Genomic DNA, 17,585 nt, shown 5'->3' with positions numbered 1-17,585 from the left:
TTGATTACATGAGTACGAACGAAGCAGCGGAGAAGGTGCGCGGCTGGTTCTCCGGCCGGCTGCCCGAGGGTTGGTTCGAGGGATCTCCCGAGGTCGTCCTCGACCGCGAGGAGGTCAGCGTCATCGGCCGCCTCCCCGAGCCTTCCCACGCCGACGAGGCCTCGGACAACGAGAAGGCCGCCGCCGTGGCCGGCCACATCCAGCGCTTCCGCGAGGACACCCGCGACCAGCGCATCGCCATCGCCCGCGAAGCCGAGCACCGCTTCGGCCACAAGGTCTCCTGGGGCGTCGAGTGCGCCGACCAGAAGGAGATGTTCACCACCCTCTCGGTGCCGGTCATGACCCGCCTCCGCCAGCCCGAGCGCCGCGTCCTCGACACCCTCGTCGACGCCGGCGTCGCCCGCAGCCGCAGCGACGCCCTCGCCTGGTGCGTCCGCCTGGTGGGCAAGAACACCGACGAATGGCTGGGCGAACTCCGCACCGCCCTCGAATACGTAGAACGAGCCCGAGCCGCCGGCCCCCAGGCCTGAGAACGTCCACCAAGCCCGGCCCCGATCATTACGTGATCTCGGGTTGGGCTAGGTGTGATCATGGGGTTGACCTGGCTTAATGTGCCTCTGTGGGTGGACTTCGCTGTCTTGACGGCTCCTCGCTGGCGGTGGTGCCGGTGGCGTCCCTGGATCGGGGTGGAACGCCTTACGAGGTGACCCTGGAGCTGCGCCGGGACGGTGACTCGTTCGGTGCCGTGGGGGAACGGTGCGGGTACTTTCTCGCCGACCTGGCCGAGCGGGTCAGGGCGGCCAGGGGTGAGGACACCCCTGTGTGGCCCGATCCGGACGATCGGTTTCCTGAGCCTGTTGGCGGGGCGCGGGATCCGGAGCTGTTCTCGTTCCGGTATCGGGACCGGGGGGATGTGGCCAGTACGGGGGAGTTGCGTTGCGCTTTGCGTACGTCTTCTGTGTGGCTGGGCGGGCAGGGGTCGGCCACCGGGCGGTGGCGTGTGGCTCGGCGGGCCGTGATCGAGGCGTGGGGCGCGGGTGGCCGGGGGGTTCGGGCCATGTTGACGTCGTCTGAACTTCTCGGGTTCCTGGGTGACCTCCTGGCTGAGGCCGAACGGGCTGGTGCCAGCTATGCGGACCTTCTGGGCCGGAGGGTGAAATAAGACCTGGAAGGAAGGTCAAATAGCCGAGACGGTGGGACAACCGTCGCTTCCGGGCCATAATTGAGCGTTGTTCTATCAGGGCTCGGTTTGCGCGGAGGGGTGCCCACATGGCTGGTCGGGGTGGCATGGGCAGGTCCGCGAGAGTGGCCGGAGCCATCAAGCGCAGCGCCCCCTACAGCGCGATCCGCGACGTGGCGTACCGGGCGTACGAGCACCGCGTCGAGGCGTCGCTGCCGACCGACATCACCCCGCGCCACATCGGCGTCATCCTGGACGGCAACCGGCGCTGGGCGCGGTCCATGGGGATGGCCGACGTCAACACCGGCCACCAGCACGGCGCCGACAAGATCTCCGAACTGCTGCACTGGGCCACCGAGGCCGACGTCGAGGTGGTCACGCTGTGGCTGCTGTCCACCGACAACCTCAGCCGGCCCGCCAAGGAACTCGACCCGCTGCTGGCGATCATCGAGAAGACCGTGCGCAACCTGGCAGCCGACGGATGGCACGTGAAGCCCGTCGGCGCACTCGACCTGCTTCCGGACAAAACCGCCCGTGTCCTCAAAGATGCCGGTGAAGCAACATCTGGCGCTCCCGGGCTGATTGTGAACGTCGCGGTTGGGTATGGAGGTAGGCGTGAGATCGCTGATGCGGTGCGCTCACTGCTCCTCGAGCAGGCGGGTAAAGGCACCAGCATCGAGGAACTCGCCGAGGTCCTCGACGTTGAGCACATCGCCGAGCATCTCTACACGCGCGGCCAGCCCGACCCCGATCTGGTCATCCGGACCTCGGGGGAGCAGCGCCTCTCCGGCTTCATGCTCTGGCAGAGCGCCCACTCGGAGTTCTACTTCTGCGAAGTCCATTGGCCGGACTTCCGCAAGGTCGACTTCCTGCGGGCGCTCCGCTCGTATGCCGCGCGCCACCGGCGTTACGGATCCTGAGGGTCACCCATTCCTGATCTCGAGGGACCGCGGCGCCACCGGTAGTTCCCCACAGATCAGGGAGATCGAGTGGCCACAACCTCCCAGCGCCGTCCCGAATCAGGGAGCCTCCCCGAGCCGACAGGCACGGACCGGCGCACGTACGTCCTCGACACCAGCGTCCTGCTCGCCGACCCGGGGGCGATGACCCGGTTCGCAGAGCACGAGGTCGTACTCCCCATCGTCGTCATCTCTGAACTCGAGGCCAAGCGGCACCACCCGGAGCTCGGCTACTTCGCCCGCCAGGCGCTGCGTCTGCTCGACGACCTGCGGGTGGACCACGGCCGGCTGGACGAGGCGCTGCCGCTCGGCGACCAGGGCGGCACCCTGCGCGTCGAGCTGAACCACTCGGACCCGAGCGTGCTGCCCGACGGCTTCCGGCTGGGCGACAACGACACGCGGATCCTTTCGGTGGCGAGCTGGCTGGCCAAGGAGGGACGCGACGTCGTCCTGGTCTCCAAGGACCTGCCGATGCGCGTCAAGGCCTCGGCGGTCGGCCTGTCGGCCGAGGAGTACCGGGCCGAGCTGGCGGTCGTGGAGTCCGGCTGGACCGGGATGCGGGAGCTGGAGGTGCCCGCGGGCAGTGTCGACGAACTGTTCGAGCAGGGCAAGACCGACCTGGAGGAGGCGCGCGAGCTGCCCTGCCACACGGGTCTGCGGCTGCTGTCGGAGCGCGGCTCGGCCCTCGGCCGGGTGCTGCCCGACAAGTCCGTACGGCTGGTGCGCGGCGACCGTGAGGTCTTCGGGCTGCGCGGCCGGTCGGCCGAGCAGCGGATCGCGCTGGACCTGCTGATGGACGAGGACGTCGGCATCGTGTCGCTCGGCGGGCGGGCCGGCACCGGCAAGTCGGCGCTCGCGCTCTGCGCGGGGCTCGAGGCGGTCCTGGAGCGCCGCCAGCACCGCAAGGTCGTGGTGTTCCGGCCGCTGTACGCGGTCGGCGGCCAGGACCTGGGCTACCTGCCCGGCTCGGAGAACGAGAAGATGTCGCCCTGGGCCCAGGCGGTCTACGACACGCTCTCGGCGGTGACGACGCCGGAGGTCATCGACGAGGTCCTGGACCGGGGGATGCTGGAGGTCCTGCCCCTGACCCACATCCGCGGCCGTTCGCTGCACGACGCGTTCGTGATCGTGGACGAGGCGCAGTCGCTCGAACGTGGCGTGCTGCTCACCGTTCTGTCGCGGATCGGTGCGGGCTCGCGGGTGGTCCTCACCCACGACGTGGCCCAGCGGGACAACCTGCGCGTCGGCCGCCACGATGGCGTCGCCGCGGTTGTGGAACGTTTGAAGGGACATCCGCTCTTCGCCCACGTGACCCTGACCAGGTCGGAACGTTCACCGATCGCCGCCTTGGTCACCGACATGCTCGGCGACGTCGGCGCGTGAGCCGCGGCTGATCTCGGCGCCGGCTCGGCGATGGGTTGAAACGATCATCGGGACGCCGTGATCATGGATTCCGGGCACTCCGGATCCCATGGTCACGGCGTCACCTTGTGTGATCCTTAACCATCGCGGAGTGAAATGTGATGAAGGTCACACAACCTAAGCCACGCATAAGGATTCCCAGGTCTGGCAGCGGTTTGACGTCCCTTTGCGACGAGTTGACAAACGCCACACCAACAGCATTTGTCTCGTTTTGGTTGCGGAGCACTCCTCGATCTCGGGCATTGTGTCTCCTCGTAAGCACCCCCAGAGCGGTGTTGGCACGCCAGGGCATCCCCTCGAACGCGCCTCGGTGAGCCTGCCTCGCTTCAGGTTCGGATCCGTTCACAGCCGGCGGAGGACGAGCAGGGGGTGGAGGCACCTCGGGCGCGTGTCCATGCGCGCTCGACCGTCGGAAGGACCGCCTTGAACGGTGACCACCCCTGGTCCCCTAGGCGAGACGATCGACAGAACTTCGGCCCCCAGGAGTCCTCGGACGGCCAGGGTCCCGGCATGACGGGCCCAGGCTTCCCCCACGAGGAGGACATCAGGGTCGCCGGCGCCTCGCACGCCGCCCCCGGATCGTTCGGTGACCCCGGCGCCCCTGCGGCCGGCGACACCGCGGGCATGCCGCCCGTCCCCGGCGGTGAGCCCGGCGCCCCTGGCACTCCCGGTGACCCGTACGGTCCCGGAGACCCCTACGCCCCTCCGGGCGACCCGTTCGGTCCCCAGGGAGACCCGTACGCCCCTCAGGGCGACGCGTTCGGTCCCCAGGGCGAGTCGTTCGGCGCTCAGAGCGACATGCACGCCCCCGAGGGCGACGCGTTCGCGGGCCCCGGCGAGACCCAGGTCGCCCCGGGCGAGCCCTTCCCCGCCGGCCCGATGCGGCCGCGCGATGAGATCTCCGGCCGCGGCGGCAACGCCCCGCGCCGCCTGAACCTCCCGTCCGGCGTCGGCCTGAAGGTCGCCGCCGTCGCCGCGGGCGCCGTCGTGGTGCTCGGTGGCGGCGGTGCCGCGGCGTTCGCGCTGACCGGCTCCGACGGTTCCGACTCGGGCAACGCCACGGCGAGCCCGAGCACCAGCGCCGCGCCCCTCGCGGACGCGGCGGCCCCCAAGGTCGACGTGCAGGCCCTGGAGGCGCAGCGCCGCAAGCAGGCCCTCGACCGTGCGTCCCGCGCCACCCGCGGCGGCTCCGGCAAGGCGCCGACGCTGCACGCCAAGGGCAAGCCCCTCCCGACCAAGACGCCCGACGGCAGCGGCGGCGGCTCCGGCATCCCGTCCGGTGACCCGGTGCCCGCGAGCGAGGCGCAGCGCATCGCCAAGGGCCTCCTGTCCAGCTACGGTGCCGGCGGCAAGGGCCAGTTCAGCTGCCTGGTGTCCCTGTGGAACAAGGAAAGCCACTGGAACACCCACGCGGCGAACCCGTCCGGCGCCTACGGCATCCCGCAGGCCCTGCCCGGCTCCAAGATGGCCAGCGCCGGTCCTGACTGGCGCAACAACGCCACGACCCAGATCAAGTGGGGTCTCGGCTACATCAAGGGCCGCTACGGCACGCCTTGCGGTGCCTGGTCGCACTCCCAGTCCTCCGGCTGGTACTAGGCCGACTCCGGTAGAGGCCGACCAGGGCACTGGACCGAGGCGCGAGGCCGACCAAGGCGTCAGCCTGACTAACGCGCCAGCCCGACCAGAGCCCTGGTAGGCCGCCAGACCGTTCGACCCCATGCCGCTCGGGGGCCACCCAGGCCCCGCGAGCCGCCACAAGCCCGTGAGCCGCTCCAGGCCCGCGAGGCGCCATAGGCGAGTGAGCCGCTCCAGGCTCACGAGCCGTTCGAGGCCGGTGAGCCGCTCCAGGCTCGCAGCCGCACGGTTCCAGGCCGTAGCCATCCAGGCTGCCGCCCGACCACCCAGGTTTCCGAACGTTCCGTGCCACGGACCGTTCGGGAAGGACGCACCGACGTCCGCAGTCCGCGAGACACCACTCGCGAGGCGAACGAAGCCGCGATGACGCGGCCGGCCGCACATGGCCCACAACCCGGCTCGGCGCACAGGACGCGCCGCACGCCTACATCTCCGGCGGAACCCAGGCGATCAGCGCCGTCCGCCATCACCTCGGAAACCGTTCAGGCCCCTCGTCCGCGCGCCGGACGACGCCTGTACGTGCCCACGTCCCCCCGGACGTATCCGGTGCCCGGTCGCCCCGCGACGGTCGGCGGCTCGCAGTTCGGAGCCGCGGTCGCCGCGAGGCCGCACCGAACGAGGTGGAACCCGTCGGGCCGACCGGCTCGCCCGACATGATGAAAGGTCTGTTTTGGTCCGCACGTCCCTCCGTCGTTCCGCCGCGCTCGCTCTCGCCGCCACGCTGTCGTTCGGCGTCGCAGCCGAGGCGATCCCGGCTCAGGCCGCAGCTCCGACCCAGGCCGTCGCCGTGAAGGCGAAGGCCCACAAGAAGAAGTCGCGCGCCAAGCGGAACCAGGCGATCGCCAAGCCGATGGTGAAGAAGCGCGGCTGGTCCACCCGGCAGTTCAAGTGCCTGGTGAAGCTCTGGAACCGCGAGAGCCACTGGAACCAGAAGGCCGGCAACGCCTCCGGCGCGTACGGCATCCCGCAGGCCCTGCCCGGCCGCAAGATGCGCAGCGCCGGCAAGGACTGGCGTACGAACCCCAAGACCCAGATCAAGTGGGGCCTTCGGTACATCAAGGGCCGCTACGGCACCCCGTGCCGCGCGCTGTCGCACTCGAACGCGCGTAACTGGTACTGATACGCGCGGAACGCGTGAATCATCCCGGCCTGGCGCCGGGCAAAGTCGACGAGGGGCGGACTCCGGTCCGCCCCTTTTGTCGTCCCGGAGTTGCACCCCGGCCCAATAGGTCGGCAAAAGACTGGTACCGGGAGCCGAATCTCCTGCGTACGCGGCCGCGATCCGAAGCACGCTACTGCGCGTGTTGCCTCACATACGAAACCGCTTCCGTGTGATCGCCGTAGGTGTGGCCGCCGCAGTCATCGGCGGCCCTCTCGCCGTGGAGCCGGTCCAGGCCGCGATAGGCCAGGCACAGCGCTCCATGACGGTGGCCAGTCAGATGCGTATCCATGAGAAGCGCGCACTCAAACTTGTCCATGTCCGGCAGAAGCGTCTCGGCCGCATGCAGGCCAACAAGCTCATCGCCAAGGCCATGCTCGCGCGGCACGGCTGGCGGCAGGCAGGCCAGTTCCGCTGCCTGGAGCAGTTGTGGGCCCACGAGAGCGGGTGGAACGAGAACTCCCATAACAGTTCCAGCGGTGCTCACGGCATCCCGCAGGCGCTGCCCGGATCCAAAATGGCCAGCGCGGGGCCCAACTGGCAGTCCAACCCGCGTACGCAGATCAAATGGGGATTGCGCTACATCAAGAACCGGTACGGCAACCCTTGTGGGGCCTGGGGGCATTTCCAGGCCGCCGGCTGGTATTAGCCACCTAGCCACCGCAACGCCCGGACGCGAGTTGGGGGACTCGCGTCCGGGCGTCTGCGGGGACTCAGGGACGAGCGGGCGTTCCACCGTCCTGCCGCCCCGGAGGGATCGGCTGAACGGACATGGTCGGCCCGTCGCTCGACTTGGCGGCCTTGCACGGGGCCACAGGCCCCTGCACGACCGAGAGCGACATCATGTCCGCCCGGCTCGTACCGTTCCCGGCGAGCGTGGCCACGAAGACCACCGCCTGACCCGGCCGCAGCCCCTTGCGTGAGATCCGCAGTGCGGTCTTGTGGTCGCTCGACAGCGAACCGCTCACCACGTCCGGCCCGATCGCGACCGTCCGCCCACGCGCCTGGGAGCATGTCTGCCCCGCCGGCAGGTAGTCCACGTACGCTGGGATGCCCGCCTTCCGAAGATCGGCCTGCAGCCGTTCAGGGTGAGCGAAGTCGCTGATCCGCACGTCGACCGTCCCGTCCGGCCCGGTGTCGAGCGCATACGCCGGCGCCGCACGCCCCACCGGCAACGCGATGGCCACCCCCACCGCCGCAGCGGCCACCACCCCCACCCCCAAAGCCCCCCGAACCACCCGCCGCCGCCCCCGCGCCCGCTCGAACGCATCGCCAGCCGTCAGCCCGGCATCCAGCGCCCCCGGACCATCCAGCGCCCCCGGACCGTCCAGCGCCCCCGGACCGTCCAGCGCCCCCGGACCGTCCAGCGCCGCCGTGCCACCCAGCGCCGCCGTGCCACCCAGCGCGGCCGTGCCGCCCAGGGCGGCCGCGCCGCCTAGCGTGGCCTCGCTGTCCAGCGCGTGCTCAAAGCTCAGCCCGAGCCCGGGGTGGGCGCCCGGCACAGGGGCCGCAGCCGTCGTGCCGTCGGCGGCGAGCGGGGGCTCGCTGTTCGTCGCGCACTGGGCGCCGGGCGGTTCGGCGCCCAGTGCGGGCTCTGGCTCCGGCGTGGCGTTGGCGGCCGGCGCCGGGTCGGGGGCCGGTCGGCCCGTGCGGGGGAACGGACTGGTGGCTCGGGCGGTCAGGCGGGCTTGGATTCGGGCTCTGGCTGCGGGGGTCAGTGGGGGGACGTCGGCGCCTATGGCGGCGAGGAGGTCGAGTTCGTCGGTCATGACAGCTCGCTTTCGGTGGTGGCGCGCTCGGCCAGGGCGGTGCGCAGCCGGGTCCGGGCGCGGTGGATGCGGGAGCGGACCGTGCCGACCGGGATGTCCAGGGCCACGGCGATGTCCTCGTAGCGCAGGTCGGCCCAGGCCATGAGCAGGAGCGCGTCGCGTTCGCCGTCGGGGAGGGCGGCGAGGGTGCGCAGCAGGGAGCGGGCGGCCGCGCCGGCGTCCACCTGGGCGGTGATGCGTTCGGCGAACGGCTCGGGGACGTCGGCGAGCCCGGCGGTCCCGGCCAGGGTGCGCAGGCGGCGGGCCTCGGCCCGGCGGTGGCTGCGCAGCAGCATGGTCGCGATCCCGAGCAGCCAGGGGAGGGCGCCGGAGGGGCTGCGTTCGGGGTCGAACCGGTCGCGCTGCTCGAAGGCGGTCAGGAAGGTGTCCGACACCAGGTCCTCGGCCTGGTCGGGGCCCGCGCGGCGGGCCAGGTAGCGGTGCACCTGGTCGCCGTAGCGCTCGAACACCGCGGCGAAGTCCTCGGGCGCCCGCAGCGATCTGCCGATCAGCTCCGCGTCGATCTCTTTGGTCTCCATGCCTCACCGGTCGTGGGGTGCGATTGCGTTCTCACCCCGTCCTTGGGCGGCCGCGCGGATCCGGTTCGCGGAACGGGACGGGCTGACCGGATCCGGCCTTGACTCGTGAGACTTCCGTGATGTCAGATTGTGGCGTTATGGGCAATGGTCTGTAAATATTGTTAACCAAATCGGGGAGCGTGCGGGGAGGAATGTCCTCACAATTTGAGGCTTCAATCACAAGGGTCGCTTGTTTGACCCCACGCCAGTTCGAGGTGTTCCAGCTGCTCGGAAAGGGAATGTCGACCCGTCAGATCGCGGGCCGGATGGCCGTCACGGAACACACGGTGAAGGCGCACACCGCCAAGATTCTCGAGGTCCTGGGCCTGGAGTCCAGACTTCAGGCGGGGCTTGCCGCCCTCATGTACGAGTCTGCATGGCGGACGACCGTCTCCGCCACTAGCCAAAACGCCAATACCGAAAGAGCTAATTGAGCCATCGGGCCGAGGGCCTGCATTGTCGGTGCCGCAAGCGGAAAGCGAGCGAAAGGAATGGCATGAAGATCAGCACCGCGATCGGCACCGCGGTCCTTGCGGGCGGGCTCGGCCTGGCCGTCGTCCCCACCGCGAACGCGACCACCGCGGCCCCGAGTGGGCCCGGCACCGCCACTTTGAAGGGCGCCTCCGCCGGCAAGAGCGGCTCGACGACGAGCACGCGCGGCGTCGCGATCACCAAGGCGCAGACCCGGTCGCTGGGCGGCGCCTCGACCTCCTCCACCGCCTCCAAGAGCGCGGTGAGCCTGCGTTCCAAGGGCTCCTGCTGGAACGGCAGGACCTCGGGCCGCAACTTCTACGAGACCTGCAACGGCTCGGACTACCAGGTCTACCTCGACTGCCGCGCCGGGGCGAACTACTACCGCTACTGGTTCAGCACGCACTACTGGGGCACGTGGAACTTCACGCTCACCTGCCCCGTCGGAATGGTCGCCGTCTGGGGCGGCTCCAACTGACCCTCTGACGACCGCCCGAACCACCGTGGGCCCCTGGGGTGGGGGCCCACGGTGTCGGCGGTCCGGCTGCGGTTCAGGATCCCCGCATAGGGCTCAGACGCCGGTCATGGACAGGACGTCCAGGGCGGCGTCGAGCTGTGCCAGGGTGAGCTTTCCCTGGTCCACGTAACCGCGTTCCAGGACGACCTGGCGGATCGTCTTGCGCTCCTTGAGGGACTGCTTGGCGACCTTGGCCGCCTCCTCGTAGCCGATGTAGCGGTTCAACGGGGTGACGATCGAGGGCGAGGACTCGGCGTACTCACGGGCCCGCTTCTCGTCGGCCTCGATGCCCGCCACGCAGCGGTCGGCGAACAGGCGCGAGACGTTGGTCAGCAGCGTGATCGACTCCAGCACGTTGCGTGCCAGCATCGGCAGCATCACGTTCAGCTCGAACGTGCCCGCCGCGCCGCCGAACGCGATCGCCGCGTCGTTCCCGATGACCTGGGCGGCGACCTGCGTGACCGCCTCGGGGATCACCGGGTTCACCTTGCCCGGCATGATCGACGAGCCGGGCTGCAGGTCGGGCAGCCGGATCTCGGCCAGCCCCGCACGCGGCCCCGAGCCCATCCAGCGCAGGTCGTTGGCGATCTTGTTGAGGCTGACCGCGATCGTACGGAGCGCCCCGGAGGCCTCGACCAGGCCGTCCCGCGCGCCCTGCGCCTCGAAGTGGTTGCGCGCCTCCTTCAGCGGCAGCTCGGTCTCGCGGGAGATCTCGCCGATGACGCGCCCCGCGAAGCCCTCGGGGGTGTTGATGCCGGTGCCGACCGCGGTGCCGCCCAGCGGCAGCTCGGCCAGCCGCGGCAGAACGGCCTGGAGCCGTTCCACGCCGAGCCGCACCTGCGCCGCGTACCCGCCGAACTCCTGGCCCAGCGTCACCGGCGTCGCGTCCATGAGGTGCGTACGGCCCGCCTTGACGACCGTGGCGAACTCGATGGCCTTGCGTTCCAGCTCGCCCTCCAGATGGCGCAGCGCCGGGATGAGGCCGTTCATGACCGCGCCGGTGGCCGCGATGTGGATGGACGAGGGGAACACGTCGTTGGAGGACTGGGAGGCGTTCACGTGGTCGTTCGGATGCACCTTGCGCTTGAGCCGCTCCTGCGCGAGCGTCGCGATGACCTCGTTGGCGTTCATGTTGGACGAGGTCCCCGAGCCGGTCTGGAAGACGTCGATCGGGAACTGGTCGTCCCACGTGCCGGCGGCCACCTCCAGGGCGGCCTCCCGGATGGCCCCGGCCAGGTCCTTGTCGATGACTCCGAGGTCGGCGTTCACGGTCGCGGCGGCGGCCTTGATCTGCCCCAGCGCCGCGATGTGGGCCGCCTCCAGGCCGCGTCCCGAGATCGGGAAGTTCTCCACGGCCCGTTGCGTCTGTGCCCGCCACTTGGCGTTCGCCGGGACCCGGACCTCACCCATCGAGTCGTGCTCGGTCCGGAACTCCTGCTCGGCCATCTCCAGCCACCTCCGACTGCGAATTCAGCTCTGTATTCAAGGCAGCGGCGATCACGTCGCGGTCATTCCCGGGGGTGGACATGATCTCCCGCACGCCCGTAGGGACAGCCCTACCCAACCCCGGACGCCTCAGCCGTCCAAATGTTCACAACCGTCCGAAGCGGCCGAGGCGGGCGCCCAGGAGGGGCAGGCGCGGGCGCCCAGGAGGGGCGGGCGCGGGCGTCCGGGCAGGTCGAGGTGAGCGTTCAGGAGAGGTGGTCAGCCGCCGGAGGTGGTCTTGACGACGGTGAACGAGTGGCGTTCGCCGGGGGCGCCGCCGGGCTTCTGCTGACCGTTCACCCAGACGTCGCACGCCGAGGAGTCGGGGATCACGACGCTGAGCCGGGGCTGGTCGTACTGGCGCGACTCGCCCTTCGGCAGGGTCTCGTTGGCCAGCACGTTGGTGGTGGCGCCCGGCACGACGACGGTGATCTTGCAGCTGTCGGTACGGGCCCGGACGACGAGCGCGTTGGACGCGACGCCGGGCGGGGCGCCGGTGCCGGCCGAGACGGGGGAGCCGGGAGAGGTCGCCGACGGCGAGGGCCCCTCGCGCATCATGCCGACGATCAGCGCGGTCGCGCCGACGCCGCACGAGGCGACGATCGCGGCGATCAGGGCGATGATGGCGGCGAGGCGGTACCGCGGCGCGGGCGGGCGCCGGCCCGAGCGCGGGCCGGAGAGGGCCCGCTCCAGCCGGTCGGCCGCGCGCGCGTGGGTGAGCCTGCGCGTGGGGCTCTTCTCCAGCAGCCCGGTGATCACCGGGCCGAGGGCGCCGGCGTTCTGCGGCGCGGCCACGGTCTCGTTGGCGAGTGCGCTGAGCGTCGCCATGACGTTGTCGCGCTCGAACGGCGGCCGTCCCTCGACCGCCGCGTAGAGGGTGGCGCCGAGCGACCACAGGTCGGACTGCGGCGTCGCCTTCTCGCCCGCGGCCACCTCGGGCGCCACGTACGCGGGCGACCCCATGAAGTGGCCGGTCTTGGTGAGGCTGACCGAGCCCGAGGAGTAGGCCAGGCCGAAGTCGGTGAGCACGACCCGGTCGCCGTCGAGCAGCACGTTGCTCGGCTTCAGGTCGCGGTGCACGATCCCCGCCTTGTGGGCCACCGCCAGCGCGCTCAGCAGCTGGCGGCCGATATGCCCGGCGTCGGCGGGCGTCAGCGGGCCGGAACGCTCGATGAGCTGCTCGAGGCTCGGCGCCTCGATCAGCTCCATCACGATCCACGGCCGGCCCTGCTCGATCACGACGTCGTAGACCTCGACGATCGCGGGCGAGCGCAGTTGCGCCGGGGCGCGGGCCTCGCGCAAGGTCCGGCGATAGAAGACGACCCGGTCGTCCTCGGAGAGATCCTCGGGGAGCCGCAGCTCCTTGATCGCGACGGCGCGGTCGAGGAGTTCGTCGTGGCCTCTCCACACGGTGCCGTTGGCACCCTGACCCAGTTCCGAGACCAGCCGGTAGCGCGTCGCCAACACGATGCGCCCTGACTGAGACATGGGCGAAAAGATACCGGAGTGGCCATGCGGTCATTGGGGTGACCTGGTCAGTAACTTGGATTTAGGTCCAATAATGTGCCTAATCGTTACGGACCATCCCGCAACCGGGCCTGTCGGACACTCTCGGGAAAGATCCAATTTCCCGGGCGGACGTCTGGACGCGGACGGCGGGCCCGTGCCGGGCCCGCCGTCCTGACCGCTAGTTGTCGATGTGCCCGAACAACCAGTTGCCCGGCGCGTCCGGGTCGTCACCGGCGTAGAAGTGCCGGGCCGCCTCGATGACCTCGTCCACCGACAGAGTGCCGTCCCCGTCGGTGTCAAGATGCCCGAACGCGACCTCGGCATCGGCCGGGGTGGCCTGGAACGCGCTCAGCAGAATCTCGAAGTCGCGCGGGCTGACCACCCCGTCCCCATCGGCGTCGGCCAGCCTCACCGTGATGGTTGCGGCCGGCCGAAAAGCCTCGTCGAAGCCACCGTGCCGTTCGAAGAACGCCGACCGCATCGCCGCCACGTACTCCTGCGGGGAGAGCATGCCGTCGTTGTTGGTGTCGGCCTCTCGTACCAGCGCGCTCCAGAGCTGCTCGTAGGCGGCCGCCAGCGCACGGCCGTCGGCGCTCTCCGGCGACACCTTGAGCGCCGCCAGGACCCGGTTGCCGAGCTCCAGCAGGTCGTCGAGCTCGATCTGGCCGTTGCCGTTCACGTCGAGTTGCTTGAACGCGTGGGTGAGCTTGCCGTCGAGGAGGCCGGGGGCGTGCATGGTCATGCCGATCGTCCTTTCGTCGTGGCGAGAACGGGCCGCGCGCCGGGAGCGGGGAGCTTGCCCAGCGCGACGAGATGCGAGCTGAGGGCGTGGAAGTAGGAGGCGCCGGGGGCCCGGCGGTCGTGACCGAGCCTGCGCAGCGCCGTGGCGGTCGTGGTGCTCTCGATGTGGGGCCAGGCGGGGTCCGGGTCCCCGAGGACGAGATCGATGGCGGTGCGGGCGAGCCGCACGGTGAGGGACGCCGCGTTCCGCTCGCGTTCCTCCACCTCCCGCCACCAGGAACGGATCGGAACGGGCTCCATCCGGTGGCCGAGGGCCCGGAAGTGGCCGACCATCTCAGCGAACGTCGGCTCTCCCGACGTGGCCGGGTGGAAGACCCGGCCCGGCGCGTTCGCCGCCGCGAGCGCCACGATCCAGCGGGCCACGTCGTCGACGCAGCCGGTATGGAGCGGGGCGGTGCTGTCGGGCAGGCAGCCGACCCGCGCGCCGACCCGCAGGATCTGGGCGATCATGTCGTCGTTGGTGGAGATCCCGGTGCGGCTCTGGCCGAAGATCAGGCCCGGCCGGTAGATCGTCACCGGCAGGGCCGGCGCGGCGTCGTGAACGGCCAGCTCGCCCGCCACCTTGCTCATGGCGTAGCCCACCGGCCCGGCGTCCTCGATGGCCGGCAGGGTGGCCTCGTCGACCCTCGTGAGCCCTTGGCGGCGCCCGGCGAGGAACACCCCGAGCGACGACACGTGGTGCAGATGCTTGGGGCTTCCCTGGCGGGCCAGCCGGATGATCTCCTGCGTCCCGGTCACGTTGGCCGGGATCAGGGCCTCGTACGAGGCGACGAGGCTGAGGTTGGCCGCGCAGTGGTAGATCGCCTCGACGCGTTCGGCCAGCTCTCCGTAGTCCACCTCGGACAGTCCGAGACGCGGCTTGCTGAGGTCACCCGGAACCGGAACGAGACGGCCCATGGACCGCTCGTCGCCTAGCCGTAGGCGCTTGAAGTTGCGCGCCAGCCGCTTTCCGGCCCGTTCGGCGCCGTCGGCCCGGATCAGGCAGAAGATCCGGGCCGACGGGTAGCGAATCAGCAGCTCGGCGCAGACGTGGGCGCCGAGAAATCCGGTCGCGCCGGTGAGGAGTATCGCCGCGGGAGGTGGGGCCAGGTCCATGGCCGCACACTAACCAGGGCGATCACTCTCTGCATATGGGCCAATTCGGTGCGCGACGACCGTTGTACGCCGTTCGAACCACGACGATCGGGACCGCGCCGACCACCATCGGACCAGGTCTTCAGTCAGCGGCGGCCGATGGTGAGGACGGGGCCGGTGGTGTCGGCGAAGAAGTCGTTGCCCTTGTCGTCCACGACCACGAACGCGGGGAAGTCCTCGACCTCGATCTTCCAGACCGCCTCCATGCCGAGCTCCGCGTACTCCAGGACGTCGACCTTCTTGATGCAGTCCTGGGCGAGGCGTGCGGCGGGGCCGCCGATCGAGCCGAGGTAGAAGCCGCCGTGCGCGTCGCAGGCGTCGGTCACCTGCTGCGAACGGTTTCCCTTGGCGAGCATGACGAGCGAGCCCCCCGCGGCCTGGAACTGCTCGACGTAGGAGTCCATCCGGCCCGCCGTGGTGGGGCCGAACGAACCGGACGCGTAGCCCTCGGGGGTCTTGGCCGGGCCGGCGTAGTAGACCGCGTGGTCGCGCAGGTACTGCGGCATCTCCTCGCCCGCGTCCAGCCGTTCCTTGATCTTGGCGTGCGCGATGTCGCGCGCCACGACCAGCGGGCCGGTCAGCGAGAGGCGGGTCTTGACCGGGTACTTGGTCAGCTCGGCGCGGATCTCGTCCATCGGCCGGTTGAGGTCGATGTGGACGACGCCGTCGTCGAGGTGCTCGTCGGTGGTCTCGGGCAGGTACTGCGCCGGGTCGGTCTCCAGCCGTTCCAGGAAGACGCCCTCGGCGGTGATCTTGGCGAGGGCCTGGCGGTCGGCGCTGCAGGACACCGCGATCGCGACCGGGCAGGACGCGCCGTGCCGGGGGAGGCGGATGACGCGGACGTCGTGGCAGAAGTACTTGCCGCCGAACTGCGCGCCGATGCCGAGCTTCTGCGTCAGCTCGAAGACCTGCTGCTCCAGCTCCACGTCACGGAAGCCGTGGCCGAGCGGCGAGCCCTGGATCGGCATGGTGTCCAGGTAGTGCGCCGAGGCGTACTTGGCGGTCTTCAGCGCGTACTCAGCCGACGTGCCGCCCACCACGATCGCCAGGTGGTACGGCGGGCACGCGGCGGTGCCGAGCGAGCGGATCTTCTCCTCCAGGAAGGTCATCATCCGCTTGGGATTCAGAACCGCCTTGGTCTCCTGGTAGAGGAACGACTTGTTGGCGCTGCCGCCGCCCTTGGCCATGAACAGGAACTTGTAGGCGTCCCCGGGAGCCGCGTACAGCTCGACCTGGGCGGGCAGGTTGTTGCCGGTGTTCTTCTCGTCCCACATGGTGACCGGCGCCATCTGCGAGTAGCGCAGGTTGAGCCGGGTGTACGCGTCGTACACGCCGTGCGAGATGTGCTCCTCGTCGCGGCCGTCGGTGAGGACGTGCTGGCCGCGCTTGCCCATGACGATCGCGGTGCCGGTGTCCTGGCACATCGGCAGGACGCCGCCGGAGGCGATGCCCGCGTTCTTCAGCAGGTCCAGCGCCACGAAGCGGTCGTTCGGCGAGGCCTCGGGGTCGTCGAGGATCCTGCGGAGCTGCTTCAGGTGCGCGGGCCGCAGCAGGTGCGAGATGTCGTGCATCGCGGTCTCGGTGAGCAGCCGCAGCGCCTCCGGCTCGACCTGGAGGAACGTTCTCCCGCCCGCCTCGAAGGTCGACACGCCCTCGGAGGTGAGCAGCCGGTACTCGGTGTCGTCGGTGCCGAGCGGCAGCAGGTCGGTGTAGGAGAACTCTGGCATCGAAGATCCTCGCGCGTCCTATGGGGCCGTGGCCACCGGCGATGGAGGCCGCCTTACAGAGTACGACTGTGTTTATTCTTTCGCGGCCTCGGGACCTCGCCTGGCGGCTCGGACCCGAACCGCAAAAGCGGCAAGCGCGGCATCGCTTCGCGATCTGAGCGGGAGACTTCGCCTTCGGCTCGTCTCCCGCTCAGCCAACGCGCTTGCGGGCGCGGCTGGGGCCGGGCGGAGGCCGATGACCACACCGGCGGCCACCAGGGCGGCGCCGGCGAGGTCGGCCGGGCCGGGGCGGCCGAGGCCGAGTAGGACCGTCGTGACCACCGCGCTGACCGGGATCATCCCCGCGAACAGCCCGGCCCGGTCGGCGCCGAGTCGCCCGATCGCGTCGTACCAGAGGAAGAACGCGACGGTCGTGACGATCACCGACAGGTAGGTGAAGCCCAGCGTCTCCGCGGCCGTGGGCATCCGCAGCATGGCCGTTCCATCGGTCACCAGGCCGGCCAGCGCGAGCATGGGGACCGCGAGCGCCGCCGAGTAGGCCGACACCCGCAGCGCGCCGAGCTTGGGCAGGAGGGGGACCGCCAGCAGCGAGAAGCACACCTCGCCGCCCAGCGCCCCGAGCGACAGCAGCAGCCCGCGCGGGGTGCCGCTGCCCAGGCCGTTCGCCAGCGCGGCGCCGGAGGCCACCACGCATGCCGACACGACCACGAGGGGGGCCGGGCGGCGGCCGTCCAGCAGGGGACCGACCACCGCCAGCACGATCGGGACCGTGGCGATCACCGTGCCGATGGTGGCGGGGCTGGTGCCGTCCTGGGTGGCGGCGACGATGCAGACGTTGAACGCGGCGAGGCCCGTTCCGGCGAGCGCGATGAGGAGGAAGAGGTCACGGAGCGTGAGGCGGGGCGCGCGGCGTCCCGTCCGGCGCTCGGTGAGCCGCGCCGCGGCCAGCAGGAGGGCGGCGGCGACCGTGTAGCGAACGGCCTGTCCGCCGAATACCGGGTAGTCGGCGATGGTGGCCGACACCGCGGTCAGCGATCCGACGCACGACATGGCGACTGCCGCGAAGATCGTGCCGCGCGCGGGCGGCCGTGAGGTCGAGGTCATGCCGATCACGCTAAAAGCGCGTTGGTCCAGGTGACAGGGCCAATGGCCGGCGGCGACCAAGGTCCAATCTAGTTGAAGGTGACATTAGGTAGCCCT

At 70.4% G+C, this 17,585-nt stretch carries 16 protein-coding genes; 8 read left to right on the top strand and 8 right to left on the bottom strand.

Annotated features, from left to right (window positions below):
* The first annotated feature begins 8 nt into the window (after nucleotides 1–8).
* The 6 genes from abmR (at nucleotide 9) to J4573_RS55965 (ending at nucleotide 7,004) form a co-directional block, all read left to right on the top strand.
* Entirely contained in the window at nucleotides 9–530 is a 522-nt protein-coding gene (abmR, locus tag J4573_RS07380; protein WP_208254530.1) for an ATP-binding transcription factor AbmR, read from the top strand.
* A gap of 757 nt (nucleotides 531–1,287) precedes the next feature.
* Nucleotides 1,288–2,100, top strand: coding sequence for an isoprenyl transferase (locus tag J4573_RS07375; RefSeq protein ID WP_208254972.1), 813 nt, complete (start codon nucleotides 1,288–1,290; stop codon nucleotides 2,098–2,100).
* Nucleotides 2,101–2,169: 69 nt separating this feature from the next.
* On the top strand, nucleotides 2,170–3,522 hold the full coding sequence (gene phoH2 / locus J4573_RS07370) for an RNA 5'-3' helicase PhoH2 (protein ID WP_208254529.1): 1,353 nt from the start codon (nucleotides 2,170–2,172) through the stop codon (nucleotides 3,520–3,522).
* A 549-nt stretch (nucleotides 3,523–4,071) separates the two neighbouring features.
* Nucleotides 4,072–5,157 (top strand): aggregation-promoting factor C-terminal-like domain-containing protein, encoded by a 1,086-nt coding sequence (locus J4573_RS07365; RefSeq protein ID WP_208254528.1) that lies wholly within the window; start codon nucleotides 4,072–4,074, stop codon nucleotides 5,155–5,157.
* Nucleotides 5,158–5,866: 709 nt separating this feature from the next.
* Nucleotides 5,867–6,316, top strand: a complete 450-nt coding sequence (locus J4573_RS55970) for an aggregation-promoting factor C-terminal-like domain-containing protein (RefSeq protein ID WP_307796530.1) — start codon at nucleotides 5,867–5,869, stop codon at nucleotides 6,314–6,316.
* 211 nt (nucleotides 6,317–6,527) lie between these two features.
* Nucleotides 6,528–7,004, top strand: a complete 477-nt coding sequence (locus tag J4573_RS55965; RefSeq protein WP_307796529.1) for an aggregation-promoting factor C-terminal-like domain-containing protein — start codon at nucleotides 6,528–6,530, stop codon at nucleotides 7,002–7,004.
* A gap of 64 nt (nucleotides 7,005–7,068) precedes the next feature.
* Here J4573_RS55965 and J4573_RS07350 read toward each other — a convergent pair whose 3' ends face one another.
* Together J4573_RS07350 and J4573_RS07345 are read right to left on the bottom strand one after the other, a co-directional pair.
* Entirely contained in the window at nucleotides 7,069–8,124 is a 1,056-nt protein-coding gene (locus tag J4573_RS07350) for a hypothetical protein (RefSeq protein WP_208254526.1), read from the bottom strand.
* Nucleotides 8,121–8,702 carry an RNA polymerase sigma factor gene (locus tag J4573_RS07345; protein ID WP_208254525.1) on the bottom strand — a complete coding sequence of 194 codons (582 nt, stop codon included), beginning with the start codon at nucleotides 8,700–8,702 and terminating at the stop codon, nucleotides 8,121–8,123. The genes J4573_RS07350 and J4573_RS07345 overlap by 4 nt, the downstream gene beginning before the upstream one ends.
* Nucleotides 8,703–8,935: 233 nt before the next feature.
* Here J4573_RS07345 and J4573_RS07340 point away from each other — a divergent pair, with 233 nt between their 5' ends.
* Both J4573_RS07340 and J4573_RS07335 read left to right on the top strand, forming a co-directional pair.
* Nucleotides 8,936–9,175, top strand: a complete 240-nt coding sequence (locus J4573_RS07340) for a response regulator transcription factor (protein ID WP_208254524.1) — start codon at nucleotides 8,936–8,938, stop codon at nucleotides 9,173–9,175.
* Between the two features lie 62 nt (nucleotides 9,176–9,237).
* A complete protein-coding gene (locus tag J4573_RS07335) occupies nucleotides 9,238–9,690 on the top strand; it encodes a hypothetical protein (protein ID WP_208254523.1) in 453 nt (150 codons plus the stop codon).
* A 93-nt stretch (nucleotides 9,691–9,783) separates the two neighbouring features.
* Here J4573_RS07335 and J4573_RS07330 read toward each other — a convergent pair whose 3' ends face one another.
* From J4573_RS07330 to J4573_RS07305, 6 genes are all read right to left on the bottom strand, one after another.
* Nucleotides 9,784–11,175 carry a class II fumarate hydratase gene (locus J4573_RS07330; protein WP_208254522.1) on the bottom strand — a complete coding sequence of 464 codons (1,392 nt, stop codon included), beginning with the start codon at nucleotides 11,173–11,175 and terminating at the stop codon, nucleotides 9,784–9,786.
* 258 nt (nucleotides 11,176–11,433) lie between these two features.
* Nucleotides 11,434–12,702, bottom strand: a complete 1,269-nt coding sequence (locus J4573_RS07325; RefSeq protein WP_208254521.1) for a serine/threonine-protein kinase — start codon at nucleotides 12,700–12,702, stop codon at nucleotides 11,434–11,436.
* 199 nt (nucleotides 12,703–12,901) lie between these two features.
* Complete coding sequence (locus J4573_RS07320) at nucleotides 12,902–13,465, bottom strand: EF-hand domain-containing protein (RefSeq protein ID WP_208254520.1); 564 nt, start codon at nucleotides 13,463–13,465, stop codon at nucleotides 12,902–12,904.
* The gene (locus J4573_RS07315) at nucleotides 13,462–14,619 is read right to left on the bottom strand and encodes a thioester reductase domain-containing protein (protein ID WP_208254519.1); all 1,158 of its coding nucleotides are present in this window, start codon (nucleotides 14,617–14,619) and stop codon (nucleotides 13,462–13,464) included. Before J4573_RS07315 ends, J4573_RS07320 begins: the two co-directional genes overlap by 4 nt.
* 125 nt (nucleotides 14,620–14,744) lie before the next feature.
* The gene (locus J4573_RS07310; RefSeq protein WP_208254518.1) at nucleotides 14,745–16,385 is read right to left on the bottom strand and encodes a fumarate hydratase; all 1,641 of its coding nucleotides are present in this window, start codon (nucleotides 16,383–16,385) and stop codon (nucleotides 14,745–14,747) included.
* A gap of 72 nt (nucleotides 16,386–16,457) precedes the next feature.
* Nucleotides 16,458–17,489 (bottom strand): EamA family transporter, encoded by a 1,032-nt coding sequence (locus tag J4573_RS07305; RefSeq protein ID WP_208254517.1) that lies wholly within the window; start codon nucleotides 17,487–17,489, stop codon nucleotides 16,458–16,460.
* Nucleotides 17,490–17,585 lie beyond the last annotated feature (96 nt).

Origin of the sequence: Actinomadura barringtoniae, assembly GCF_017573505.1 — a bacterium.
GTDB lineage: Bacteria > Actinomycetota > Actinomycetes > Streptosporangiales > Streptosporangiaceae > Spirillospora > Spirillospora barringtoniae.
This window is presented reverse-complemented; position numbering and strand designations above follow the sequence as displayed.